The organism is Lysinibacillus sp. KU-BSD001, from assembly GCF_042920265.1.
Lineage (GTDB): Bacteria > Bacillota > Bacilli > Bacillales_A > Planococcaceae > Lysinibacillus_B.
This window is the reverse complement of record NZ_JBDQZI010000011.1, coordinates 64,158-87,617: the sequence shown is the minus strand read 5'-3', so window position 1 is coordinate 87,617 and position 23,460 is coordinate 64,158. Positions and strand designations below refer to the sequence as shown.

31 protein-coding genes are annotated in these 23,460 nt (G+C 37.1%); 18 read left to right on the top strand and 13 right to left on the bottom strand.

What is annotated here, in order from left to right; genetic code table 11:
• Positions 1–238: 238 nt before the first annotated feature.
• The 8 genes from AAGS61_RS15340 (at position 239) to AAGS61_RS15305 (ending at position 6,426) form a co-directional block, all read left to right on the top strand.
• Entirely contained in the window at positions 239–1,624 is a 1,386-nt protein-coding gene (locus AAGS61_RS15340; RefSeq protein ID WP_391373763.1) for a glycosyltransferase, read from the top strand.
• A 17-nt stretch (positions 1,625–1,641) separates the two neighbouring features.
• Complete coding sequence (locus AAGS61_RS15335; RefSeq protein WP_391373760.1) at positions 1,642–2,328, top strand: WbqC family protein; 687 nt, start codon at positions 1,642–1,644, stop codon at positions 2,326–2,328.
• A 28-nt stretch (positions 2,329–2,356) separates the two neighbouring features.
• Complete coding sequence (locus AAGS61_RS15330) at positions 2,357–3,040, top strand: PIG-L deacetylase family protein (protein WP_391373758.1); 684 nt, start codon at positions 2,357–2,359, stop codon at positions 3,038–3,040.
• Positions 3,041–3,067: 27 nt separating this feature from the next.
• Entirely contained in the window at positions 3,068–4,108 is a 1,041-nt protein-coding gene (locus AAGS61_RS15325) for a DegT/DnrJ/EryC1/StrS family aminotransferase (RefSeq protein WP_391373755.1), read from the top strand.
• A gap of 117 nt (positions 4,109–4,225) precedes the next feature.
• The gene (locus tag AAGS61_RS15320) at positions 4,226–4,432 is read left to right on the top strand and encodes a helix-turn-helix transcriptional regulator (protein WP_391373752.1); all 207 of its coding nucleotides are present in this window, start codon (positions 4,226–4,228) and stop codon (positions 4,430–4,432) included.
• Positions 4,429–5,112: a DUF3169 family protein gene (locus AAGS61_RS15315; protein WP_391373750.1), complete on the top strand. Its 684-nt coding sequence runs from the start codon at positions 4,429–4,431 to the stop codon at positions 5,110–5,112. Before AAGS61_RS15320 ends, AAGS61_RS15315 begins: the two co-directional genes overlap by 4 nt.
• A 194-nt stretch (positions 5,113–5,306) precedes the next feature.
• Positions 5,307–5,849 carry an NADPH-dependent FMN reductase gene (locus tag AAGS61_RS15310; protein ID WP_391373747.1) on the top strand — a complete coding sequence of 181 codons (543 nt, stop codon included), beginning with the start codon at positions 5,307–5,309 and terminating at the stop codon, positions 5,847–5,849.
• Between the two features lie 145 nt (positions 5,850–5,994).
• The gene (locus AAGS61_RS15305; RefSeq protein WP_391373745.1) at positions 5,995–6,426 is read left to right on the top strand and encodes a universal stress protein; all 432 of its coding nucleotides are present in this window, start codon (positions 5,995–5,997) and stop codon (positions 6,424–6,426) included.
• A 50-nt stretch (positions 6,427–6,476) separates the two neighbouring features.
• Here AAGS61_RS15305 and AAGS61_RS15300 read toward each other — a convergent pair whose 3' ends face one another.
• Positions 6,477–7,361, bottom strand: a complete 885-nt coding sequence (locus AAGS61_RS15300; RefSeq protein ID WP_391373742.1) for a hypothetical protein — start codon at positions 7,359–7,361, stop codon at positions 6,477–6,479.
• A 302-nt stretch (positions 7,362–7,663) separates the two neighbouring features.
• On the opposite strand from AAGS61_RS15300, the gene AAGS61_RS15295 reads away from it, so the two are divergent.
• The 3 genes from AAGS61_RS15295 (at position 7,664) to AAGS61_RS15285 (ending at position 8,657) form a co-directional block, all read left to right on the top strand.
• Positions 7,664–7,789 carry a hypothetical protein gene (locus tag AAGS61_RS15295; RefSeq protein ID WP_391373740.1) on the top strand — a complete coding sequence of 42 codons (126 nt, stop codon included), beginning with the start codon at positions 7,664–7,666 and terminating at the stop codon, positions 7,787–7,789.
• Between the two features lie 95 nt (positions 7,790–7,884).
• Positions 7,885–8,193 carry a hypothetical protein gene (locus AAGS61_RS15290; RefSeq protein WP_391373738.1) on the top strand — a complete coding sequence of 103 codons (309 nt, stop codon included), beginning with the start codon at positions 7,885–7,887 and terminating at the stop codon, positions 8,191–8,193.
• 80 nt (positions 8,194–8,273) lie between these two features.
• On the top strand, positions 8,274–8,657 hold the full coding sequence (locus AAGS61_RS15285) for a hypothetical protein (protein WP_391373735.1): 384 nt from the start codon (positions 8,274–8,276) through the stop codon (positions 8,655–8,657).
• A 239-nt stretch (positions 8,658–8,896) separates the two neighbouring features.
• Here AAGS61_RS15285 and AAGS61_RS15280 read toward each other — a convergent pair whose 3' ends face one another.
• Entirely contained in the window at positions 8,897–9,355 is a 459-nt protein-coding gene (locus tag AAGS61_RS15280; RefSeq protein WP_391373733.1) for a staygreen family protein, read from the bottom strand.
• A 147-nt stretch (positions 9,356–9,502) separates the two neighbouring features.
• Here AAGS61_RS15280 and AAGS61_RS15275 point away from each other — a divergent pair, with 147 nt between their 5' ends.
• Positions 9,503–10,984 carry a phytoene desaturase family protein gene (locus tag AAGS61_RS15275; protein WP_391373731.1) on the top strand — a complete coding sequence of 494 codons (1,482 nt, stop codon included), beginning with the start codon at positions 9,503–9,505 and terminating at the stop codon, positions 10,982–10,984.
• Here the strand turns inward: AAGS61_RS15275 and AAGS61_RS15270 are convergent.
• Positions 10,959–11,105, bottom strand: coding sequence for a hypothetical protein (locus AAGS61_RS15270; RefSeq protein ID WP_391373728.1), 147 nt, complete (start codon positions 11,103–11,105; stop codon positions 10,959–10,961). The genes AAGS61_RS15275 and AAGS61_RS15270 overlap by 26 nt on opposite strands.
• A gap of 54 nt (positions 11,106–11,159) precedes the next feature.
• Positions 11,160–11,414 carry a hypothetical protein gene (locus AAGS61_RS15265; protein ID WP_391373725.1) on the bottom strand — a complete coding sequence of 85 codons (255 nt, stop codon included), beginning with the start codon at positions 11,412–11,414 and terminating at the stop codon, positions 11,160–11,162.
• Positions 11,415–11,594: 180 nt separating this feature from the next.
• Between AAGS61_RS15265 and AAGS61_RS15260 the strand changes: the two genes are divergently transcribed.
• The gene (locus tag AAGS61_RS15260) at positions 11,595–12,320 is read left to right on the top strand and encodes a Fic family protein (protein WP_391373723.1); all 726 of its coding nucleotides are present in this window, start codon (positions 11,595–11,597) and stop codon (positions 12,318–12,320) included.
• 47 nt (positions 12,321–12,367) lie between these two features.
• On the opposite strand, the gene AAGS61_RS15255 is transcribed toward AAGS61_RS15260, so the two are convergent.
• The 5 genes from AAGS61_RS15255 to AAGS61_RS15235 are packed head-to-tail and all read right to left on the bottom strand — an operon-like array spanning position 12,368 to position 14,303.
• The gene (locus AAGS61_RS15255; RefSeq protein WP_391373720.1) at positions 12,368–12,697 is read right to left on the bottom strand and encodes a hypothetical protein; all 330 of its coding nucleotides are present in this window, start codon (positions 12,695–12,697) and stop codon (positions 12,368–12,370) included.
• Complete coding sequence (gene hepT, locus AAGS61_RS15250) at positions 12,687–13,073, bottom strand: type VII toxin-antitoxin system HepT family RNase toxin (RefSeq protein WP_391373717.1); 387 nt, start codon at positions 13,071–13,073, stop codon at positions 12,687–12,689. The genes AAGS61_RS15255 and hepT overlap by 11 nt, the downstream gene beginning before the upstream one ends.
• A gap of 34 nt (positions 13,074–13,107) precedes the next feature.
• Positions 13,108–13,500, bottom strand: coding sequence for a hypothetical protein (locus tag AAGS61_RS15245; protein WP_391373714.1), 393 nt, complete (start codon positions 13,498–13,500; stop codon positions 13,108–13,110).
• Positions 13,422–13,868 carry a hypothetical protein gene (locus tag AAGS61_RS15240; protein ID WP_391373711.1) on the bottom strand — a complete coding sequence of 149 codons (447 nt, stop codon included), beginning with the start codon at positions 13,866–13,868 and terminating at the stop codon, positions 13,422–13,424. The genes AAGS61_RS15245 and AAGS61_RS15240 overlap by 79 nt, the downstream gene beginning before the upstream one ends.
• A 57-nt stretch (positions 13,869–13,925) precedes the next feature.
• On the bottom strand, positions 13,926–14,303 hold the full coding sequence (locus AAGS61_RS15235; protein WP_391373708.1) for an SLAP domain-containing protein: 378 nt from the start codon (positions 14,301–14,303) through the stop codon (positions 13,926–13,928).
• A 380-nt stretch (positions 14,304–14,683) separates the two neighbouring features.
• On the opposite strand from AAGS61_RS15235, the gene AAGS61_RS15230 reads away from it, so the two are divergent.
• The 3 genes from AAGS61_RS15230 (at position 14,684) to AAGS61_RS15220 (ending at position 17,064) form a co-directional block, all read left to right on the top strand.
• Positions 14,684–15,409, top strand: a complete 726-nt coding sequence (locus AAGS61_RS15230) for a 3-ketoacyl-ACP reductase (RefSeq protein ID WP_391373705.1) — start codon at positions 14,684–14,686, stop codon at positions 15,407–15,409.
• A gap of 259 nt (positions 15,410–15,668) precedes the next feature.
• A complete protein-coding gene (locus AAGS61_RS15225) occupies positions 15,669–16,865 on the top strand; it encodes a class I SAM-dependent rRNA methyltransferase (RefSeq protein ID WP_391373702.1) in 1,197 nt (398 codons plus the stop codon).
• 13 nt (positions 16,866–16,878) lie between these two features.
• A complete protein-coding gene (locus AAGS61_RS15220; RefSeq protein WP_391373699.1) occupies positions 16,879–17,064 on the top strand; it encodes a hypothetical protein in 186 nt (61 codons plus the stop codon).
• Positions 17,065–17,484: 420 nt separating this feature from the next.
• Here AAGS61_RS15220 and AAGS61_RS15215 read toward each other — a convergent pair whose 3' ends face one another.
• Positions 17,485–17,901 (bottom strand): hypothetical protein, encoded by a 417-nt coding sequence (locus AAGS61_RS15215; RefSeq protein ID WP_391373696.1) that lies wholly within the window; start codon positions 17,899–17,901, stop codon positions 17,485–17,487.
• A gap of 554 nt (positions 17,902–18,455) precedes the next feature.
• Between AAGS61_RS15215 and AAGS61_RS15210 the strand changes: the two genes are divergently transcribed.
• Complete coding sequence (locus AAGS61_RS15210; RefSeq protein WP_391373693.1) at positions 18,456–19,886, top strand: alanine/glycine:cation symporter family protein; 1,431 nt, start codon at positions 18,456–18,458, stop codon at positions 19,884–19,886.
• A gap of 67 nt (positions 19,887–19,953) precedes the next feature.
• On the opposite strand, the gene AAGS61_RS15205 is transcribed toward AAGS61_RS15210, so the two are convergent.
• Together AAGS61_RS15205 and AAGS61_RS15200 are read right to left on the bottom strand one after the other, a co-directional pair.
• The gene (locus AAGS61_RS15205) at positions 19,954–20,373 is read right to left on the bottom strand and encodes a hypothetical protein (RefSeq protein WP_391373690.1); all 420 of its coding nucleotides are present in this window, start codon (positions 20,371–20,373) and stop codon (positions 19,954–19,956) included.
• Positions 20,374–20,585: 212 nt separating this feature from the next.
• Positions 20,586–21,359 (bottom strand): class I SAM-dependent methyltransferase, encoded by a 774-nt coding sequence (locus AAGS61_RS15200; RefSeq protein ID WP_391373688.1) that lies wholly within the window; start codon positions 21,357–21,359, stop codon positions 20,586–20,588.
• A 119-nt stretch (positions 21,360–21,478) separates the two neighbouring features.
• Here AAGS61_RS15200 and AAGS61_RS15195 point away from each other — a divergent pair, with 119 nt between their 5' ends.
• Positions 21,479–22,351, top strand: a complete 873-nt coding sequence (locus tag AAGS61_RS15195; RefSeq protein WP_391373685.1) for a LysR family transcriptional regulator — start codon at positions 21,479–21,481, stop codon at positions 22,349–22,351.
• A gap of 35 nt (positions 22,352–22,386) precedes the next feature.
• Here the strand turns inward: AAGS61_RS15195 and AAGS61_RS15190 are convergent, their stop codons facing one another.
• Positions 22,387–23,049 carry a nuclease-related domain-containing protein gene (locus AAGS61_RS15190; protein WP_391373682.1) on the bottom strand — a complete coding sequence of 221 codons (663 nt, stop codon included), beginning with the start codon at positions 23,047–23,049 and terminating at the stop codon, positions 22,387–22,389.
• Positions 23,050–23,460 lie beyond the last annotated feature (411 nt).

The window sequence follows — 23,460 nt, the reverse complement described above, 5'->3', positions numbered from 1 at the left end:
TAGTGGAGTCAAAAGTATAAGTGTCATAGCTGTCCGAATCGTTAGTGAAAAAAGTTAGTTTCAAGAAAATAGAAAATAATACTGTTACGAGTATGGCACAAACAGTATTGGCTTTCTCACGAAGAGCTCGGCTATACATATTTAATACTTCTATAGATCTTCTCTAAAATTAGTCAAACACATAGGTCCTTAAGATATTCCTTCATATAAATATCCTAAGGGAGGGCGGTTGGATTGTATGATATTTCAAGATGAAACAGGGAAGCGTTGGTTTAAAGTAAAAGCTCTATTTTTTACATCTTTGCTCATGTTGCTTGTATACGTATCACTTTTTATCCTTCATCGGTACGGAGTAGTCAATTTACCATGGATCAATCCGTTTACGGGGCAGTTGTTCGCTGTTATGAAGCAAGCATTTATTGCTTATTTGTTTGTTGCAATCGTGATAGGGTTTGTTCGTATGTTCATCATCTACGTATTTTGTTTTAAGCATTACCGAAAGAATAAATTACTTATAGAATACCAGAAAATTAACAAAAATCACTTAAAAAATTTTAGACCAAGTGTCACAGTCATTATCCCTGTGTATAACGAAGAGGTGGTCATTCGAAGAACGGTAAGAGCGATTTTGAAAAGTGATTACCCTGTCGCTGAAATTTTAGTTGTGGACGATGGCTCGACAGACCAAACGGCAGAAATTGCAACGAAAATGTTCCATCTATGGGATAAGGTAAAAGTTATTAAAAAGGTGAACGGTGGGAAATCATCGGCGCTCAACTTAGGCTTTAAGCAGGCCATTGGAGATATTGTGATTACGATTGACGCAGATACCGTTTTCCATAAATCGACCATCTCTCGCTTAGTAGAGAATTTTTCAGACCCTCGTGTCGCAGCGGTTTCAGGAAACTGTAAAATTGGCAATAAGATCAACCAAATTACGTTATGGCAACATATCGAATACGTAACGGCGAATCAATTAGAAAAACGGGCTTTTGAAGAACTAAATTGCATTACAGTGGTCCCAGGTTCCAATAGTGCTTGGCGGAAAAGCGTCGTACAAAAGCTTGGTTACTACCATAAAGATACATTAGCAGAAGATACAGAACTGACACTACGCATTTTAAATGCCGGTTATAAAATCATTTATGAGGATCGAGCAATTTCATATGAAGAGTGCCCAGAAACAGTAAAGGACTTCATTAAACAACGGAATCGATGGTCATATGGGATTTTACAAGTGGCCTGGAAACATAAAAAGAACATTTTGACTTCTTCTAATAAAACATTAAAATACTTTGCAGTTCCGAGTTTACTATTTTCATATTTACTACTTTTAACTTCCCCACTTATTGATTTCATTTTTATTGCAGCGATTTTGTCGGGAACATCATCGATTTATTTATTTGCGCTACTATTTTATCTCACAGATTTTTTAAACTCCTTTATTGCATTTAAGATTGGGAAAGAAAAGATGAAGCCGCTTATGTGGGTATTTATTCAACGAATAGGGTACCGCTATTTGTTAGCGTATGTGACATGGACAGCGATTATTAGAGCATTTAGGGGCAATCAGGTCGGTTGGCGAAAATTAAATCGTTCAGGAAATAATGACTATAAAGTATAAAATGGAAGTGAAAAAAGATGAAAGTAGCGATCCATCAACCCAACTATTTACCGTGGATTGGGTACTTCGATAAGATGGACCAAGTAGATCGGTTTGTCATATTAGATAAAGCAGATCATTCGAAAAGTGGTTATATTAATCGTTCGAAAATTAAAACCCCGAATGGTAGCTTGATGCTCACAGTACCATTACAAAATAAAGAACAACCGATTCATGCATTACAAATTGCTACTGATCAGAAATGGCAAATGAATCACTGGAAGGCGATTGAGGCGAATTATAAAAAGAGCCCGTACTGGCTTACGTATAAGGATGGGTTTGAACAACTTTATCAGGGGAAATGGACACATCTTGCCCCGTTTAATATCGCTCTCATCCAGCATATTCAGTCATTGTTAAATATTCGAGCTGACATTTTGCTCGAATCTGATTTTCAGCAAGATTTTGGCAGTAAAAATGAAAGAAATATTAACATCGTAGCTCACTTAGGTGGGGATGTCTATTTATCTGGTATTGGCGCACGGGCCTATAATGATGAAAGCAAGTTTCATGAGCGTCAAATACAACTCATTTATCAGGACTTTACGCATCCCATCTATCCACAGCGCTGGGGAGAATTCCTACCGAATCTTTCCATTATTGATATGCTCTTTCACTGTGGACCAGAAACGATGAACATGATTCGACAACAAAGAGCGCATTAAACTAAAACATTTGAACGGAGGTGAATTCATGATTACATCAGGGAAGGAAAGAATATTAATTATTGCTCCTCATGCCGATGATGAAGTGCTTGGATGTGGAGGATTAATTGAAAAGGCATGTCGTTATCAAAATAAAGTAAAAGTCATTGTGATGGCTGTCGGTGAGGTAACACATCCACATAGCCAACAAACGGTAACGGCTGCTATGCGCATAAAAGAACTAAAGAATGCCTTAGAGGTGCTTGGCTGTCATGACTTTGAAGTTGTTTATCACGACAAAGATTCATTACTCGATACAGTCCCAAAATTTGAAATGACTTCAAAAATTGATCAGATTTTAAACACGTTTCAGCCTACAATGGTATTTATTCCACTTCCAAGCTATCATCAAGATCATATCGTTTTATTTGAAGCTTGCTTTGCCGCATTGAGACCTAAACCGAGTCAGCTGATCAAGCTGATTGCGATGTATGAATATCCACTGATTTCTTGGCAGTTCCAAAAGTTTTGGAACACAGGGGAGTTATATTTAGATTTATCGAATACAATTCAAAAGAAAGTGGATTCATTTCTCAAGCATACATCTCAAAGACGCCCTCCTAACCATTTAATATCCCCAGAAAGTGTGAAGAAATGGGCGGAAATGAGAGGGATGGAGATCGGGTTACCTTATGCAGAAAAATATTATATTTTACGTTCGCATATCCTTTAAACGTGACGGGAGAGAAGGGTGGAGTCAGTGTACGTAAATAAACAATTTGGTCGTAATCCAGTCCCTCATAATCGTCCGACGTTAGGCTCCTTAGAGGAACAAATGGCGATGAGCGTCATTCAGTCGGGCTGGGTTGCGCAAGGTAGGGCTGTCGAGAATTTTGAAAATGAGTTTTGTGACTTTTTAGGGGTACCAAGAGGCTCAGCTATTGCTGTTTCAAGTGGCACTGCTGCCCTATATTTGGCACTTATCGCACTTGATGCACCTACGAAAAATGTTGCGTACCCAGTTTATTCATGTTCTGCTTTACGAAATGCCATTGCATTAGCTAAAGGCATCCCTGTAGTTATAGATTGTCAGCACGATTGTCCGAACATGGATATTGCGGCCATTGGTAGCGAAACGAATATCGCCATTATTCCGCATATGTTCGGCTTACCGCAAGATTTGTCCTCGCTTGCTGGTAAAAAGTATGTGATTGAAGATTGTGCCCAAGCATTGGGTGCACGTGTAAACGGCATCCCCGTAGGATTACAAGGGGATATAGGCATCTTTTCATTTTATGCAACGAAGTTAATGACAACAGGCGGGCAAGGGGGCATGATCGTCTGTAAAGATGCGTCAATCATCGAAAAACTAAAGGACTATCGTTTACATGATCAGCGCTTTGACACGAAACTCCGTTTTAACTTTCAAATGACGGATTTGCAGGCAGCGGTAGGAAGTGCGCAGTTACAGCAATTCTCCCAGTTCTTACAGAGAAGGCAGGAAATTTATGAGCAATATAAGGCAGCCCGTTTGCCGTTACTCGGTGCAGGGCCAGGTCTAGAGCCAGTTCATTTTCGGGCGATTTTACAAACAGCAAAACAACAAGAAATTATAAAAGCATTAGCTAAACACGACATTACAGCTGTCGTACCAATCCGAGAGGTAGAGATTTTAGAGCCGAAAGCACAGTATCCGAATGCCTTAAAGTGGACGCAAAATACGGTGTCTTTACCGATATATCCTTTATTACAAGATGAGGACGTACAGCGAATTATTCAGGTTGTGCAACAGATTATTTAACTCCCGTTAGTGAGGGAGTTTTTTTATTTTCAAATGAATGACAATTAAAATATTCATTTTGACTAATATCGTTGTCAAAAAGTAAAGAATTATGTACAATCATATTGAGGTGATAAGGTGAAGAGTCGCTTGAAAGAATTGCGTGCGCGGGATGGCTTAAATCAATCGGAACTTGCAAAAAGAGCCAAAATTTCACGGCAAACTGTGAGCTTGATTGAACGTGAGGAGTACATGCCATCCTTACTTATTGCTGCACGTATTGCAAAAGTTTTTAACGAACCGATTGAACATGTCTTTCTATTTACGGAGGAGGAATTATTATGAAGAAGTATTTGATGCCGATGGTCTTAGCTGTACTCTTTGTTTATGCATTCAGTCAATGGGTAGGAGTAGCCCCACATGAAACAATCTCGTACAATAGCCTATACATAGCTAATTTGGTGAGCCTCGTCGGTTTATTGATCGCAAGCTTGTATGCAGTGTATATCAAAAGTAAGGGCAGGACACCAGTCGATATAGAGCAAGAAGATGAGGGGCGGGTTATGTTAGAACGAGCAAGTTATTCGATGGCAATGTGGCTACAAATCCCATTTTCTGTTTCTTTTGTGGCATTGACTGGGGGCTTTATTGTAGCGCGTGATTCGAATCCAAAGCTTGTTCTCTACGCTATGATTTTATGTGCAGTGTCCTTTTTTGCACAAGCAGTTACCGTTCACTTATACCGTTATGTAAATCCCGAATATAAACTGCCTGATCCTCAATCACCAACCTATCAGCAAGAGTTATTTGATAGTTTTGATGATGGGGAAAAGTATTTAATGTTAAAAAGTTTTTATAAATTGTATTATACGTTGCTGTTTTTAATCGTTTTATTATGTTTTGCGTTAATGTATTATTCCGTTTTCTCAGGAAACTCGCAATTAATAAGCATTATCGGGCTTGGTGCTATTTTGCTGTTTATGCAAATTTACCATGCATCCAATTTAAAACCGAAGAAATATTAGATGTATGTGTTATGCCTTCGCGCTATATGAAAAGTGCGAAGGTGTAATTATTTATATGGACGTATTAAAATTCCAATCCCGCACTACTACTTCAATTTCAAGATTTATGTGTATACATAAATGAACAGAAGTAAATAATGCCCAATGAGCCTCGTTACGAAACGATTTGGCAAACAAAGAGGGAGGGAGAAATCATGACAACATTAAATATTGGCATCATTTTAGGTTCAACGCGTGAAGGACGTGTCAGCCCGCAAGTCGGAAAATGGGTCAAAGAGCTAGCAGACAAGCGCGGTGATGCCAATTACACGATTATTGATATTGCTGATTTTAAATTACCTTTATTAGGCGAACCAGGTGTAGACGCTTCAGGGGCAGTAGCTTGGGCAAAAGCAATTAATGCACAAGACGGGTTTATTTTTATCACACAAGAATATAACCACTCCATCACGGGGGCATTGAAAAACGCGTTAGACTACTTGCGTGATGAATGGAACAACAAAGCAGCAGGAATCGTGTCATATGGCTCTGTCGGTGGTGCCCGTGCAACGGAGCATTTACGCGGTATTTTAGGGGAATTATTAGTGGCGGATGTACGTGTACATCCAGCATTGTCATTATTCACGGATTTTGAAAACGGCAATGTATTTAAACCGAAAGATGTGCAGGCGGACTCGGTCAATCAAATGTTAGATCAATTAATTTCGTGGTCAACGGCTTTAAAAACCATTCGTTAAAAGATAACAATCTGTAAGCTGCCTATAGGAGCTTGCAGATTTTTTTATGATCAATCCGCTATTAAATTCACAGAAAACATTTTCTATCATGGGTAAAATTAACTTACGTTTGGTATAATAGAAGGTAGATAAAGGAGGCTATTCCATGATTAGTAGTTATAAAAATATTGCCGTAGCGCTCGATTTTTCACAGCAATCGATTGATGCATTTGAGCGCGCGGTGGAGATTGCGAAACAAAACAGCGCGACACTTCATTTAATTAGTGTCGTTGATACACATTCATTCGGTACAGTGGAAGCATATGATGTCAAGTATGCGGAAAAGTTAAAACAAGAGTATGAAGTGAAAATTGGTGAATTAAAGGCGAAAGCACATGAAGCTAGTGTTGAACATGTCAACACGAAAGTGGAAACAGGGAAAGCTAAAGTAATTTTAACGAATTTACCAGACATGAATTTAATCGTCATTGGTGCGACAGGCTTAAACCGAGTAGAAAAGTTAATGCTTGGCTCCGTATCCGAACGTATTGTCCGTCATGCAAACTGTGACGTACTTGTGGTGCGTAACGAAAAATAAAAACAGCTGCACCTTTGTTGGGCAATCAACAACTAGGGGCAGCTTTTCTATTAAATCAATTCCAACAATTCTTTATGCTCTTTGAGAGGACGAATATGAACCATATCATGGAACCGTTTTACTTCACGATATGGAAGACGGCGTGGTGGCGTTTTTCGATCATCTATATCCATTTGGAAATGTTCAATACGTCCCTTGGCAAAACAAATGAGTCGCTGGAAAGGGTTAATGGCGACAGCATTTACATATTTCCCAAATAGCATAAGGTCATGTCCATCGTTAAAATACATATTTAATGCAGCACGACTATGAGCAATGCTGTGCGGCGTCGTACATGGATACCATATATCCTTGAACGTAATACCAAGCAATACGATATAAGACATTAAATCATGAGCGTCGCCTTCTACAAATTGATCCGATGCTGCTTCTGTTAGTTCATATACACGCAAGTTTGGATCAAATACCATTAATTCATGGTAAATGAGTGGAATAACCGGAAGGCGAACACGCTGTTTGGCTATTGAACTATGCTGTGGACGTGGCGACGATAAGAATAATTTGTTTTTTGTGTAATAAGAAACATCTTTTCCGACTACTTGTTGATGCTGTGTATTTTCATAGACAACGGCGTAAAACATATCGAGAAATCGAACAATTTTATAAGTAGCGTTATCATAAGGACTTTGGGAAATATAGGCTACACATTCTTCTAATGAATCAAATCCGTTATAGAAGTGGTAGCTGTCATACACAGAATCAAACCATTCTTTATAAATCATATCTTCTGTTTCAAAAAATTGAGCATTTTCAATTAGTTTTCTTGAAGAAATCACCTTTCCATCCCAATACCTTAAAATGCCGACAGACAATAACTGCTCTTCTAACTGCTGTTCATAAGCTTCCTTTGCGATCATTATGCTTGTACTAGTCATATGTCACCTTTCCAATACATTATTTTCGTGATAAGTGATACATTTTACCCTACGTGTGACGGAGTAATTTCGATACTAAAGTCATATGAGTATAAATTTATCGTAAATAGGACCTTTTAGCAATTCACTAATCAAATATGAAAGAAAAAATGGAATAAGCGACGAAAAAATAGATATTTATAGAATTTTTACGCAGTTACGTGTTGGTGTGAAATGGAATCTGTCATTGTACATGAAATAGGTTAGAGGAAAGAGACATGGGAGAATTATAATAGAAAAAAGAAATGAAATGAGGCAATGGCATGAAATTTGTAATTCTTGCATTAGTAATTGGTGTTGTTGTGTGGATGTTAGTATCGGCAGAAATGACCTACATCCGAGCAGACAAACAAAAGAAAAAAATGCAACAAGAAAAAGGAAGGAACTAGCAGCAGGATACGTCTTGCTGTTATTTTTTATTCCGCTAGTGTTTGGAAGATGTTTCCTTTAAAATGAAGGGACATGGATTGCGGGAGGGGCTAGTATGAAAAAGCGTACGTTAGGTCTTTCTATCATCTTTATGGCTATGCATTATATCGTGCCCAATGTGCTAACAGAAAGCAAATCAGAAACGATGGAGCAACGATTTTTTGAAGGCGATTTTTTGGATGAAGCAAGTACTTTGTTAGGGGTGCATGCGATGGGAGGCGGGGACCATATAGTATATGTTCACATAGCCAACCCACATGTTATACGCGAAACGGAAGTCTATTTCCGAAAGCTACTCGACGTACATGGCATGAGAGATTATGAAATTGAAGTATTGTATATAGACCCTGAGTGGGGACCGTAGATTTTTAATTAGGGAATAATCGTTCATTTGAAATAGGGCGATGTAAAAACAGCCTGAATGATTTTTAGAACAGGCGATTAATGTTTATTGGGGGATTAGGAATTGAAATGACTATTCAGGAACAAAATCAGAAAATATTTTCTACTAAATACAGTGTGGGTGACAAAAATCACTGTGGTTGTGAAAACTGTCTTTTTTATGCTGAAAAGATTGTGAAAAATATAAAGCTAGTGCAATTTCTACAATCTTTTGGTGTGGATGTACAGAAGGCGGATGAAGTATGGTGTTATAAAGAGGAAGACGGCTATAAGTATTTCAGTGTGGATTATGTTAATTTGTATAGTGAAATGGAAGGTACTTATACATTTGAGAATGTTATTGTGAAAATTGATTTTATGTTAGGTATTGCTGAAGGACAGCCTACACATTGGATAGAGATAGAAGCTATTTTAGAAGCTGAGTAATAGATGATAAAGGGAATGCTCACGATTGCTTTGTAAACTATAGTGTTGAAAAGTTGAAGACATGGGATCAATATTCGGAGTCTTTACTTAGCATACTATCACCGCCCTTTGTTTTATAAGAAAGCTTAAAATAAAAAACCGCACTTATACTTGTTGCACAGAACTGGTCATAAATAAGTGCGGATTAATAAAAGCTTCATTTGGGATGCAAATAAGTTTTTAAATAAAGTAATAGATAATCAGTTTATGGAAAAACTTTGGAAAGTCCCCCGATTTTCTTGTCTAGCAAACTGAGGATAGGCCGACATATAGTTCACTATGATGGGGGCATGATTTAGATGAGGGTATGCGTCGAATAAAAATCTATCCCCGTATCGAATAGCTGTTAATGCAAGTGGTAATTCACGCCGGAATATGGCTATGCGTTTTGCTGCTGTATTTTGGTCATGTTCTCCTTGATCGATATATACATAAACACAGTAATATAAGAAACCTCCGTTTGTTTTCCATTCACCTAATACTTCATCTCTCATTGTAGGGTCGATTTTATCCCAGGCATAATGAGTTCCCATTGTTAAAAATAAATCGCCAGTTACATCCGAGTGAGTGAGTGTGTAACGTCTTGGAATAACAGGTTCCGTAGCAGTAACACCATGCTTGTATTCTACAGAGAGTTTTTCTGGATTAAATTTACTCAAGCAATCACCTCCAATTGGATTTTTTTAATCAGTGAAATCCTATTTGAGCCCGCATTGTCCATATTCCTTTTATTATTGAGCAGCGTTATAATTACGTAAGATTGGAAAAAATTGTGAAGCGTTTAGAAAGGAAGAGAGGGGATCTTCTTGAGTAAAACCGTTTGTGTCATTGGTGCTGGCGTTGGCGGGTTAATGGCAGGGGCCCTATTAGCTCAAAAAGGCTATAGTGTAACCGTTCTCGAAAAGGCGACAACAGTAGGTGGGTCTGCAGGTTGGTATGCACGAAAAGGACGTATTTTTCCTACAGGTGCGACGATTGCCTTTGGATTAGAAGAACGTGGTTTATTGGACACATTATTTAACGAACTGCAACTAAAGCTACCATTCGATATGTTGCATCATCCTATGGACGTCATCTTACAAGATCGCAAAATTTCGATTTATCGAGATGCGACAAAGTGGGATGAAGAATTGTCACATGCATTACCTGAAAGAAGACAAGCTGTCAGCAGCTTTTGGCAAAAACTCGAACAGATCAGTGAAATAGTATATGCAGTGACAGCCACAGGGGTTTCCATGCCGATTCAGCGTATGTATGACCTAGGTCAATTACCACGCTATGCTCTCACTCATCCACAATTGATGGTACGTTTGGCACGCTACGCGACATGGACAGTGGAGGATTTATTGCGTAAATATAACCTACAATCCTATGAGCCACTACGGCAGTTTTTGGATGCACAGTTAATGGATGCAGCACAAACTGACTGCACCAAAGCGGCTTTATTGCCATCTAGTCTAGCATTAACAATTTATAGAAGAGGTAGCTTCTACATCGACAAAGGAATGGGGCAATTAAGCGAAGCATTAGCACAACGAATTGTTCAGCTTGGTGGTGAAGTGATGGTAGCTTCTCCTGTGAAAGAAATTATTTATGAACAGAAAAATTGGCATGTGACGAGTAAGAAGCGGAATGGAGCCTATGATATAGTCATTAATAATACAGGTATTTCTTTTGGGCGAGGTACGAGTCATGCAGAATCTAAGACATTTTCTTGGGGGGCTTTTCGTGTAGATGCACTTCTGAAAGATGCATTTTGGCATCAGGAGCTGAATGCAAGGCAGCTTCCTTTTGCCCTTCAAATTGTACCAAGTAAAGAACATGATGTGTTATTTTCAGACGGACATGGCCCTGTGTATGTCACCTTCCAACCAGCGTACAATCAACATAATGAACGAGTTGATGGAGAAATCATGATGACTTGCTCCATTCATGCAAATGTGGAGCAGTGGGGACAGTATTCAAAAGAAGAATATAAAGTGAAAAAACAACAATTAACCGAGGCGATCTTGTCAGAAATTCAAAAAGTCGTGAATATAGAAGACTATTTAATCTATGCAGAAGCAGGCACCCCCTTAACGTATAAAAAATTTATCGGCAAATCTGGTGTAGGTGGTTTTCCTTTAACAGTAAGAAATGCTATCGTAAAACCTAAAAGCGTGCGTTCATCCTTACCACAATTGTACATTGTAGGGGAACAATCATTTCCAGGGCCAGGTACACTATCCTCCGCACTGAGTGGCTATTATGCTGCGCGAGCGATTACACACGCTCACCCGTTAACTTAATTCGATCAAGCAAAAGATACCACCTTGGTGAATGAAAGTTTTCTTCTGTTTTTGCTGTGGATGCTTGTAGTGCTTGCGTTAACTTTTTAATCAATAGTTGTTTAATTGCATTTGTTAGCACATATATCACCACCTAAAATGTTGATTTGATAACGTTTTAGGTGGTATTTATATTTTATCCACTTACGATAGATCTAACAAATAGTGCACCAAATAAAATGCTACAAAGAAATAAAAGGATGATATAGATTGTCTTTCTTACTTGATAGGGGAGTTCAGCGATAATGCCCCAAATAATAATAACCCAAAATGGAGCACCACTTATGCTACGGCTAATTTCTTCTGTTTTTTCGGTTTCAAAAAATTTAAAGATGAACATACCGATAGAAAATAAAAAGAATAAGCCTAATATAATAGATGGAAGAGTCATTGATGTATATCCCTTAAATTAGCAACATTGTTTTATTATATACGATTTAATATATAAAAAGTTTTCAGTAAAATAACTTGTAGATAATTTTTTAAGATAAAGAGAATCAGATAAATTTCGTTTCTGTCGTTATTTATATTATGATAGGAAATAATAGATCCTCTATAAGGAGATGAAAAAGTGTTCGGACAAATCGATATAAAAAAGCAACAATTAGATGCGAAACGCCCGTTACCAAAATATACGGTACAAAGTTTACGTGAAAAGTTGTTTTTAGAATGGACGTATAACTCAAATGCCATCGAGGGAAATACGCTAACGATTAATGAAACAAAGGTAGTGCTTGAAGGTATTACGGTTGGTGGTAAAACGATGCGAGAGCACTTAGAAGTGATTAACCACCGAGATGCGATTTCATATGTTGAAGATATTGTACGAAAAGAAGAGCCATTTTCAGAATGGCAAATTAAAAATTTACATCGATTAGTGTTAAAGGGAATTGACGATGGTTATGCAGGTGTGTACCGTGATCAGCAAGTGTTTATATCAGGTGCTGTCCATACACCGCCACCACCGTTTAAAATTCAAGAACAGATGGACGCTTTAATGAGTTGGTATGACGGAGAAGCACAGAATTCACATCCAATCGTTCGAGGTGCAATGCTGCATGCCATTTTTGTTGGCATTCACCCGTTTATTGATGGGAACGGTCGTACATCAAGATTGTTATTAAACTTAGAGTTAATGAAATCTGGTTATCCGCCAATTATTATTCGAGTAGAGAATCGTTTAGCATACTATAATGCTTTAGATAAGGCACATACGACAGAGGATTATACGGACTTTGTTGAACTAGTTGCGAAGGAAGTTGAAGCTTCATTAGATTTATATTTGAGTGCAGTATAACAAACCGTACTTACATTAGTTGCGGTTATAAAAAAGACGAGGGAATGCTACTCGATTCCTTCGTCTTTTAATTTTTGTAACAGTTGTTGAACTTTTTCTTTTGTTTCAGTAGAACTTGTATCTATAAAATTACTATCTGTTAAAGAAGATATAGGCCCATTATAGTCAATTGTCTTGCCAAGTGATTGTAAATCTAATTGTTGGATCGAGTCGTCCTCGATATTTGAAAATGCTGCGACTAAATGGAGTTCGTCTTTAGAAGCTTGTACTAGAGCTAGGTTTCCTTGCGATTGTTCTGAATTTAATTGTTGCAATAAAAAATCCTTCACAATGTGTAAAATATCTTCTTCATTTAACTTAAAATAACTATGTTTCAAGCTGTAACACGACCTTTGTAAAATCCTTAAAATCATCAATATGCTTTTCTAAAATCACCTCTAAAATCTCAAGCTCTAATGCTTGGTAATCATGGACGGCAATATTTCGGAAGCCAACTATATTCATCAGCGTCTTCGCTAAATCCCCATCAATTAGACCCGCCTCTTGTAATAGCTTAAATCCTTCACGAATCGTCTTTGGCAGTTCACTAACAATATGCATCGCTAGATCAATGCTCGCTTCACAGGCACGTTGAATATTTAGTATGATACTATCTTGCTTCGTAAAATCTTTTAAATTGTGTGGATTGCCTTCATATACTTCATGGATACGATTCACGCAGCGCTCATTTTTTATAGAATGCCTTTTATGCATTTCTTACATTCATATTGATATACGTGTAAGAAAGCTAGTTATGGATTATTTTTACAATTAATTGTCCTTTTTGCTCTAAAGCATTTAGCGTATATGAGCCACCAGTTTCGGAATGAATCGTAACATCTTCGCCTTCGTAGTGTTCATCAATATATATGAATAGATAGTCGTCTAATTCGACAGAAACAAATTGCCCACGTTCACCTTCTTTTAATTCTAAAAAGCTATAACCCTCATGCGAATAATTGAAAATGGCAATGGAAGGTGCATCATTAATCGTAAGAGCAAATGCTGTCAGTTCACCATCTATCCATTCAGCTTTTTGCGTAATTTTAGCTATTTCTTTATCTAATGAATAGTTTTCTCCGTAATGGAATGCAATTTCTCGCCATAGCTCTTTTGCGTTGGATAACTTGTATTGGACCAAGTAGCAAATTGGGATACTTGCCCATGTTGATCTACACGTAATGACACGCCCATTGAAGGTGTTTTGCTATCATTCACTCGGAACTCACCAACTCTATATCCTGGTTCATAATGTTGCGGGGAAATGGCGAGTTGTTTATCAGGATATGTTTTTTCCAAATAGGCTTCGAGTTGCTGATAGCGTTCTGCATGCGTATTCACTTTTAATGTAGGGTAGTAGAGATAGTAGCTAGCATAGCCCATAATTAAAGCACTTGTAATGCCAATCACCAGTTTTTTTCGCTTTCGCAAAATGAGCCAAATGATCATAATTGCCATTAGTACACCAAAACCAAGTAGCGAAAAATAAATATTTTCACCTGGACTCAAATAGTCGCCCTCCTAAAATTAAATGTTTTTTAAAGGTGTAGACCGTTTTTAGGGGCGCTATTGGATGTCTAACCGCCCGTTCCAAAGAGAAGCCCCTTGTGTATAGCTCCCTGGCGGAAAAATAAACGTCCACGGCATGCTAACGTTTGCTGGAATCGTAAGTGCAGGTAACGTAAATGCCTGCTCTGCAAGTACCGCTTGTTCGTTCGAATAGACGAGTCGTGTGTTTTCGAACGTGAACGGAAATGACGTAAAATTATGCACTAATACGGTAACTAATAACTCATTTCGATGATTTATAGCTTCCCGAATCGGAGCAAAAACAATCGTAGAATAATGTTGCTGCTTTGTTTCATTAAAAAGTTTTTTAATATGCTCTCGGTCTTGCGTGGACAATGCTTTGTCCCAAGATGCTTCCAATTGTAGCTGTTGCATACGGACAACCTCCTTTATACGGTTAGTGTAACATAGCTGACAGCGGCCAGGGATGTTATTGTTTTTGTGTAAGAAATTATTTTTCCATCATTTAAAAAACAGCAAAACTTAAATATACTTAATTTCATATACAACTTAATTGTAAATAAGCGCCAACCACGAGAATTGACACTTAATTATTTATAAGTCGTATATCGATTTCGTTAAATGGCGAAATCGGTGCGAAAAAAAGGGATGATTATTTTTGCAGGATAAAAAATAACACGCGAGAAACCTTAACTTTTTTAATACAAATGCAATGCGGGCTTTTAGCAAAAAATATTTTACTATAGTATAATGAAAATGAATTTTATAGATATTTTGGAAGGGAGCTGCTTAAAATGGCGCAAAATTTACAAGGAAAAGTAGCATTTGTAACGGGTGCAGCAAGAGGAATTGGAAAAGCGACAGCGCTTTACTTAGCAAAAGAGGGCGTACACGTAGGGTTACTTGCGAAAACAGAAGCAACGTTAAAGGAAGTAGCAACTGAAATTGAAAGCTTAGGCGTGAAAGTAGCGTATGCAACGGCTGATATTTCATCAAAAGAACAAGTCGATGCAGCGATTTCTTCACTAACAAACGATTTAGGGCCTGCCGATATTTTAATAAACAATGCGGGAACGGGTACATTCGGTAAGGTGATGGACATGGATCCAGCGGAGTGGAAGCAAATTATTGATACAAATTTAATGGGCACATACTACGTAACGCGTGCCGTGCTCCCTCAATTAATCGAAAAAAATGGTGGAGATATTATTAATATTTCTTCTACAGCTGGATTAAACGGTGCGGCTACATCAAGTGCTTATAGTGCATCGAAATTTGCGGTCATTGGTTTTACAGAATCACTGGCACAAGAAGTTCGCCGCAACAATATTCGCGTATCGGCTTTAACTCCAAGCACAGTAGCAACCGATTTAGCAATGGAAGCGAACTTAATTAAAGAAAACGATGACTCGAAAATCATGCAACCAGAAGATATTGCCGAATTCATCGTTAACCAATTAAAGCTAAATCCACGTATTTACGTGAAAACAGCAAGCTTTATCGCAACGAATCCTTATTAAATGAATGTCTAGGAGAGTTAGTTATCTAAAAGAGATAGCTGACTCTTTTTTAGAATAAATGAGGTGAAACGCGTAAAAGTGTGGCCAACCCGCGTAAATTATCCAATAAGGAGTTGGCTGTTTTTTATGTGCACCTCCAAGCCAGCCGCTCAAGTAAATACAACTCTTTTAGGACGCAAGAATAAAATACTTAATTTCTTCGCCTTTTCCTGTGAAACATGCCATAATAGATAGATTATGAAATAGTTAGGATGACTCGATGGAACAAATACGCGAAATATACGTAAAATCAAAATTTATTAAGCAAATGCAAAATGGCTATCCGCTTATTTTAAAAGAAGCTGTAGACATACCCGAGGTGCCGATTGCAGAAGGAACGATTGTACAATTATTAGATGCACAAGGTGGTTATATGGCGACAGGCTATTATGGTGAGCAAAACAAAGGCATCGGCTGGGTACTATCACGCAAACAAAAAGAAGTTATCGATGTGCGCTTTTTCACGAAAAAAATTCGTGAAGCGGCAGAAAAACGTGCTGACTTTTTTGCATCAGAAGACACGACGGCTTTCCGTGTATTTAACGGAGAAGGTGATGGAATTGGTGGCTTAACAATTGATTTCTTCAATGGCTTCTATATGGTGAGCTGGTATAGTGAAGGAATGTATGCTTTCCGTGATGTCGTGTATGAAGCGTTAAATATTGCACTGAATACACGCGGTGTTTATGAAAAATTACGATTTAATACGAACGGTCAATATGTAGAGCAAGATGATTACGTATCAGGTGAAAAGGGTGATTTCCCATTAATCGTCATGGAAAATGGCATGAACTTTGCGGTTGATTTAAACGATGGGGCAATGACAGGGATTTTCCTTGATCAGCGGAATGTTCGTAAAGCACTACGCGATCACTATGCAATCGACAAAACCGTGTTAAATACATTCTCTTACACAGGCGCATTTTCGGTAGCAGCAGCACTTGGTGGCGCATTAAGTACGACGAGTGTTGATTTAGCTAAACGGAGCTTAGCTAAAACAATCGAACAATTTGCAGTGAATGGGATCGATTATGAATCACAAGATATTAAAGTGATGAACGTATTCGACTACTTTAGCTATGCAAAGCGTCATGATTTGAAGTTTGATGTGGTCGTGCTTGATCCACCGAGTTTCGCACGAACAAAGAAAATGACCTTTAGTACAGCAAAAGATTATCCGAAGCTTTTAAAGGATGCGCTTGCGATTACGAATGATCATGGTGTGATAATCGCTTCAACGAATAACGCCAGCTTTGACATGAAAAAATTTAAAACGTTTATTGATAAAGCATTTAAAGAGACAAATACACGTTACAAAATACTAGAACAACATCAGTTGCCCGAGGATTTTACAGTGCCACATAATTTCCCGGAATTTAACTATTTAAAAGTTGTCATTATTCAAGTCATCAACTAAAAGGACGGATAGAATGAAATATAATAAATCAATCATGCTCAAGCTTATCAATGAACATCGTGAGTTACATGATGAGTTAAAAAAACTAAAAGCTGAAATGGGTTTAGAGAAAAATTTTGCAGTAAAGGCATTGTATCATTCATATGTGGCAGAGGACGGACCGTATATGAAAGATTACCAAGATTTAGAACGACGTTAACGATGAGTAGGATTGGAGGGGGTGTTCTGAAGGTTTTTACTTTCTAGACACCCCCTATCTATGTATAAGAGGTCATTTAGTGTGACTACACCCTTATTTTTAATACAATGTGCTTAATTCTAACAAGCTGTAACCCTCATAGACATAATTGAAAATGGCAATGGATGCTATGAAACATGCATAAGCAAAACTCATGGGTAGTAACAATACTGCTCATGAGTTTTTATAATGGTTAAGCTTCTTATTAAAGTGTTCAATTTTCGCCATCATTTAACGATTTGCAACTTGGATTAGAAAAAAAGTAGTAGTTGAAAATTATGTGGAACATATGCGAATGTTAGTGTGTCAAAAATCTAATGATAAAATTGGTGGGAGATTCATAGTAAATAGGCCTCAATAATTTACTCTGTCTCGTACTATTTACTCTACGTCAGATAATTTTTCACCTGTAAGTAGCTCAAATAATTTGGCGGATGTACTCTTGCTTAATTGGCCATATTTACTTTCACCTTCTACAACAAGCTCCACTTTATCTTTGTTTGGGCTAATCCAAAGGGAATAAATGACCTTCGCCTGTTCATCGGTTCCTTCCAAACTGAATTTGTAATGTGGAGGGGATACCATACTTACTTCTGCATTTTCCCAACGGATATCTTCAAGAATAGCTTCAACTTTTTCGATTGTAGCATTATCGGTAATCGTTTTGGAATGCTCATATACCTTTTTTTCTCCAACACGTTTTTGTACTAAAATCTCATTTCTTTCAACTTCAATCTCGTTTGAACAACCTGCAATTAAAATGAAGAATATACTAATAAATACAATGAAATGTTTCAAGATCATCCCTCCACATAATTAGACGTTAATAATTTAGGATGGTTACATAAATTCCAATATATTCCTGTAGCATCTTTGAAAAGTAACAATCTTTGAGACAATAGCCTAAAAAATCATCTTGTTTCATTTAGAGAAATCCATTATATATAACAGAAAATAAAGTAATGGCACGAAAGAATATCAAGAATTTAACCAAACAAATCAAATTTCTGATAAATGACAATTTAAATCTCGAAAACACCATTTTTCATTGAAAAAAATGGTGTTTTTTTAGTATAATGAAAAATGGTTTCTGTTCCGAGGATGCTTTTTAAGGTAACGGACTTAGCTTGTATTATAAGGTTTCGTGCTGTTTTCCTAGCAGTTTCTTCTCCTCTTCTTCGATTTTTGAATTGTCAGATTTTTATTATCCGTATTCGCCGATTGTTTTAAAATGAATCGGGCTATAACGTGTATGGGAAGAAGAGCGTGGCAAAAGTCAGAAATAGTTTATTTTCTAATTTTTGTTCCTATGGGGTGAACAGGACATTCTATTAAATGAAGGAAGTGAATGTATGGATTGGTTTAGTAGTATTCTAGGTGAAATAAATACAGTTTTATATTCGTATGTATTAATTGTATTGTTAGTAGGAACGGGTTTGTTTTTTACCTTTAAAACGAAATTTATTCAATTTAGATTAATTCCAGAAATGTTTAAGCTTATAACAGAAGCAGCGCCAAAAGATAAGTCGGGAAAAAAGGGGATCTCTTCTTTCCAGGCCTTTACAATATCTGCGGCTTCTCGTATTGGAACGGGTAATATTGCGGGGGTTGCAACGGCGATAGCTCTTGGCGGTCCTGGTGCTGTCTTTTGGATGTGGATGATTGCGCTAATTGGGGGAGCATCTGCACTGATTGAAAGTACATTAGCACAAGTATATAAAGTGAAAGACGACCGTACTGGATTGTTCCGTGGCGGTCCTGCCTATTATATGGAAAAAGGTTTAAATAAAAGGTGGATGGGCATTCTTTTTGCGGTTGCTATTACCGTTACTTACGGCTTTGTTTTTAATGCCGTACAAGCTAATACGATTTCAATTGCTTTTGAAGAAAGCTTTGGTGCTAATCGTGTTGTAGTAGGTTTAATCATGGCTGCTTTAACAGGCATCATTGTCTTTGGTGGGTTAAAGCGAATTGTCAGCTTCACTCAAGTCGTTGTTCCGGTTATGGCGATTTTATATATTGTCATTGCACTTGTTGTGGTCATCATCAATATTTCAGAACTTCCGAATGTGTTTGTCCTTATTATTAAATCTGCCTTTGGATTGGAAGAAGCCTTTGCCGGCATGTTAGGGGCAGCGATTATGAACGGGATTAAACGTGGTTTATTCTCCAATGAAGCAGGGATGGGTTCTGCACCGAATGCAGCAGCAACAGCATCAGTTTCTCACCCCGTAAAGCAAGGCTTGATTCAAGCACTTGGTGTATTTATTGATACATTATTAGTTTGTACTGCAACGGCTGCCATCGTATTATTGGGTGATGCGTATCTGCAATCTGACGCGACGTCCGTCAATTTAACGCAAGCTTCGTTAGTGAGTAATCTAGGTGATTGGGCAGGGAGCTTCTTAGCAATCATTGTCCTTATGTTTGCCTTTAGTACAGTGATTGGTAACTACTACTACGGTGAATCGAATATTGGATTTATTAAAGAATCCAAAAATGGCTTATTTATCTTCCGTATATTTGTCGTACTCTTTGTCATGTTTGGTTCAGTTGCAAAAGTACAAGTTGTATGGGATTTAGCGGATCTATTTATGGGCATTATGGCCATCATCAACTTAATCGCGATTTTACTACTTTGGAAAGTAGCAAAACCAGTTATTGATGATTATTTAATCCAACGTAAGCAAGGGAAAGATCCAGTATTCTATAAGAAAAACGTACCTAATATTGGAGACGTTGAATGTTGGACAGACGATGAAGGAATAGAAGAAAAACGTTAAATTTTATACATTTAAAGGAGTGACCCACTTTTTGGGCACTCCTTTTTGCTTAAGATGTGGGGATATTTTATTTATTCAATTCCGTATATAAAACATATTTTAAAGCAGAAATTTCATCCTCAGACAGTTTACCTTCAATTTCGGATAATACTTCATCCTGACTAATTGAACCGTTTTGCACTTGTTCCTGAATATCAAGTAAACGATTAACGCCCACTTTTTTTATTAACACACGTGTCGCTTCTTCTTTAGTTTGGAAGGGAAGAGTATCCGGATTTGTAGATGCTGCCTCGCTTACAATTTCTTGAATCTTTGAATCGTTCTCGATATAGGATTTTACTTCTGCTAGATTTTCGTCATCTAAAGTAGATTCCACTTTTTCGATTATTTTTTCGGAAGCGATATTTGTGCCAAAATGCCACACAGCATAGCCAGCTGCTCCGAGTAAAACAAGAATTATCGCCATAATTGTTAAAACCTTTTTCATCAACTCACTCCTGACCCTTTGAATATAGCACAACTTCTCAAAAATCACTAAGAAAAGATGTTTCCTATAATTACAATTATATAGGAACACGGAGCAGATAAGTTTTCACCCTAATATATAGATAGCATAATGATCTATCATAGGTACGTCTATATTCCCATTTGGGTACAATTAGTGTATAAGTATAAGCGCTTCCGTTCATTAGCTCAGTTTTATTTTACTCCAACTACACGAATCCTTTTATAATCTGCGATCCAATTTCCTTCTTGATACAAAGTTTCTTTTAAATTGTTTTCAACATTTTCGATTATTTGACCTTTTGTATGTTCAGGAATATTAGCAAATAGCATACCGCCAAACATATTAATCCAATTGCTTAATCCATTCTCTCCATCCAATTGTGTTGGTCGATCATAGTGTTGAGCAAATGTCACTCTAAACCCTACCTCTTCCATTAACTTCGTATACTCTGCAATACTTGGATAAAACCAAGGAAACTGTTCTGCTTTAAATTCAAATCCTGAATTTTTTATTTGTCGAATGATTTCAGCAGTAATTGTTTGTACGTTGCCTTTTCCTCCAAATTCAGCAACAAATCTTCCGCCTTGTTTCAAACTATGATAGATAGCTTGTACGGCTTTAATAGGTGGCTGTACCCAATGAAGTGTTGCATTTGAAAATACCGCATCAAATTCACAATCGTATACTAGGTTCGTTGCATCCTGGACAAAAAACTGTATATGCGGGTATTTACTAATGGCTTGTTTCACCATACTTTCAGATTTATCTACACCTACAACTTCCACACCACACTCATATAACGTACCAGCTAAATCTCCAGTTCCGCAACCAAGGTCAAGAATTCTTTCTCCATCCTTGGGAGCTAATAATTCCACCAGACTATTCCCATATTTTGAAACAAATGAATGCTTACCATCGTATAAACTGGCATCCCAATAATCTTTTGTACCTTGAAATGTTTCCATATCCATTCTCTCCTTGCTGTATATATTTGTTAATTGAATTATAATTGAAAAGATTGATAATAGGTATTAACGAAAAAATGATTTTTCAATAACAAATCGTTATTAATGTGGAGGTATATATGGATATTAAGTGGATAAAGACTTTCGTTGTTACAGCAAAGTTTGAGAATTTTAGAAAAGCCTCAGAAGAACTTTTTCTAACTCAACCTGCTGTAACTAAACATATTAAAAGGTTAGAAGAAAGTCTGAATATTCAATTATTTGAAAGGGTAGGAACTAAAGTAATTCTCACGTCAGCAGGTCATAGGTTCTATTCATATGCGACAGAGCTTTTAATGAAGTATGAGGAAGGAATGGAAGAATTTGAATCTTGGAAACAGGGGTATAATAGAAAGTTAGTTATTGCTACTGCACCACAAATTGCATCCTCATTTCTTCCCTCTTTAGTGCGTCATTTTATAAATGAACATCCAAATATAGAGGTCATTATAAATATATTGAAATCTTATGAGATAGGCGAAGAAATCAGTGTCGGAAAAGCAGATATAGGATTGTCAAGGCTACTTCCTATTCAAACAAATATTAAAGTTAATACTGTTCATAAAGAACCTGTCATTTTAGTTGGGCCTAATTGTAAAGAGGCATCTGACCTTGACGAACAAACAGCAATACATAAATATCGGTTGGTTACACATAATCATCCCGATTATTGGGATTATCTTTTAAACGATATTAAGAGACATTATCCAACTGTTCGAACGATGAAAGTAAATCAAATAGAAGTGACAAAACGTTTTATCGAAGAAGGCCTCGGCATTTCATATTTACCCATTACTATGATTAAAGAAGAGCTAACAACGAATAAGTTGGTAGAGATAAAAGCAGATAAAATAACTCCACCAACCTCCTATACGTATGTATTAACAAAAGTAGAATCAGAAGAAGTATTAGTTTTTATCCACTTTTTAAAGAATGCGTTGAGCAGATTGTGAAATAACTTGATAGAAGAGTAGGAAGTCATGGAGTCTTATTTCTTATATTGTGCTATATCTTGCTGATGCTGTTCAATGATAGCTGGATCTGTAACAGCGAATTTTTTTAAATCCGTATAAATTTTAATGACTTCGGCCGTTGTGAACAGATTAGGGTTTTTATTTGTTAGCTCTTCTATTAACTTGCGAAGGGCAGGGCGTTTAATAACATGTGTTTGCTGTTGTGTGTAGTGAATCTTCTTTAGTTCGCAGCGTTCGCTGAATACGACTAAGTTCGTATATGCCTCGGTAGGGATGTTCGGTAAGACATGTTGCAAGGCGCGGATATGTGTTTCGTTTTGCTTAATCGGGTTATAGAAAGAATATTTTTTGCGATTTGGGAATACTTGTGTCCAGTTTTTATGATCACCATTACCATATATCCATGCCGAATAATTTTTGGACTCGATAGCATAAATGCCTGTCTCATGAATAAACACTAAATCAATTTCGGTTGGTTTTCCGTTCTTTTTCGGGATATAAATATTGTAAAGGGTTCTGCTCGTTCCTTGTACATCATTTAGAGCAAAATTAGATAAATACTCCCCGAACAGCCCCTTATTCGTAACGACATCTAGAAAAGAATTTCCTGTCGCATTTTGGTAATCTTTATGTGATTCAATCGTATTTTTAACTTTTTTCATGAATTGCTTAAACATGTTCATTCCTCCTTGTAATTAGTATAAGGTATTTGTGTTCTGGAATAAATATGGAAATTTAATTAAAGTTAAAGGATGAAAGATATCATATATGAAATAGAACATAGTTTGCTAAAATAGATGTATTAAATAAATGTATGGATGGGTTAAAGAGATATGTGAATTTAGGTTGAATCGGTATTTTGCGAGGAAGGCGGAGAAGGGGAAGTTGAGTTAGGGGATTCTTCTATGCAGTGATTGCATGTGAATTCGATTGGGAATGTTCGATGGGGCAGCATGTAATTTTAATTGTTCAACTTTGGGGTTTATCTGAAATGAATTAAGAAAAATAAGGGTTCTATGTTTTAATTGTGAAGTATATTAGGAATTTGATATATAGTACGATGAATCTTATTATAAGTAAGTGCGGTT

Excerpts from the sequence above, each read along its gene's own strand:
- AAGS61_RS15340 (WP_391373763.1), top strand. The coding sequence starts at position 239 with ATGATATTTCAAGATGAAACAGGGAAGCGTTGGTTTAAAGTAAAAGCT.
- AAGS61_RS15335 (WP_391373760.1), top strand. The coding sequence starts at position 1,642 with ATGAAAGTAGCGATCCATCAACCCAACTATTTACCGTGGATTGGGTAC.
- AAGS61_RS15330 (WP_391373758.1), top strand. The coding sequence starts at position 2,357 with ATGATTACATCAGGGAAGGAAAGAATATTAATTATTGCTCCTCATGCC.
- AAGS61_RS15315 (WP_391373750.1), top strand. The coding sequence starts at position 4,429 with ATGAAGAAGTATTTGATGCCGATGGTCTTAGCTGTACTCTTTGTTTAT.
- AAGS61_RS15310 (WP_391373747.1), top strand. The coding sequence starts at position 5,307 with ATGACAACATTAAATATTGGCATCATTTTAGGTTCAACGCGTGAAGGA.
- AAGS61_RS15305 (WP_391373745.1), top strand. The coding sequence starts at position 5,995 with ATGATTAGTAGTTATAAAAATATTGCCGTAGCGCTCGATTTTTCACAG.
- AAGS61_RS15300 (WP_391373742.1), bottom strand. The coding sequence starts at position 7,361 with ATGACTAGTACAAGCATAATGATCGCAAAGGAAGCTTATGAACAGCAG.
- AAGS61_RS15295 (WP_391373740.1), top strand. The coding sequence starts at position 7,664 with ATGAAATTTGTAATTCTTGCATTAGTAATTGGTGTTGTTGTGTGGATG.
- AAGS61_RS15290 (WP_391373738.1), top strand. The coding sequence starts at position 7,885 with ATGAAAAAGCGTACGTTAGGTCTTTCTATCATCTTTATGGCTATGCAT.
- AAGS61_RS15285 (WP_391373735.1), top strand. The coding sequence starts at position 8,274 with ATGTTTATTGGGGGATTAGGAATTGAAATGACTATTCAGGAACAAAAT.
- AAGS61_RS15265 (WP_391373725.1), bottom strand. The coding sequence starts at position 11,414 with ATGACTCTTCCATCTATTATATTAGGCTTATTCTTTTTATTTTCTATC.
- hepT (WP_391373717.1), bottom strand. The coding sequence starts at position 13,073 with ATGCATAAAAGGCATTCTATAAAAAATGAGCGCTGCGTGAATCGTATC.
- AAGS61_RS15235 (WP_391373708.1), bottom strand. The coding sequence starts at position 14,303 with ATGCAACAGCTACAATTGGAAGCATCTTGGGACAAAGCATTGTCCACG.
- AAGS61_RS15230 (WP_391373705.1), top strand. The coding sequence starts at position 14,684 with ATGGCGCAAAATTTACAAGGAAAAGTAGCATTTGTAACGGGTGCAGCA.
- AAGS61_RS15225 (WP_391373702.1), top strand. The coding sequence starts at position 15,669 with ATGGAACAAATACGCGAAATATACGTAAAATCAAAATTTATTAAGCAA.
- AAGS61_RS15220 (WP_391373699.1), top strand. The coding sequence starts at position 16,879 with ATGAAATATAATAAATCAATCATGCTCAAGCTTATCAATGAACATCGT.
- AAGS61_RS15210 (WP_391373693.1), top strand. The coding sequence starts at position 18,456 with ATGGATTGGTTTAGTAGTATTCTAGGTGAAATAAATACAGTTTTATAT.
- AAGS61_RS15205 (WP_391373690.1), bottom strand. The coding sequence starts at position 20,373 with ATGAAAAAGGTTTTAACAATTATGGCGATAATTCTTGTTTTACTCGGA.
- AAGS61_RS15200 (WP_391373688.1), bottom strand. The coding sequence starts at position 21,359 with ATGGAAACATTTCAAGGTACAAAAGATTATTGGGATGCCAGTTTATAC.
- AAGS61_RS15195 (WP_391373685.1), top strand. The coding sequence starts at position 21,479 with ATGGATATTAAGTGGATAAAGACTTTCGTTGTTACAGCAAAGTTTGAG.
- AAGS61_RS15190 (WP_391373682.1), bottom strand. The coding sequence starts at position 23,049 with ATGTTTAAGCAATTCATGAAAAAAGTTAAAAATACGATTGAATCACAT.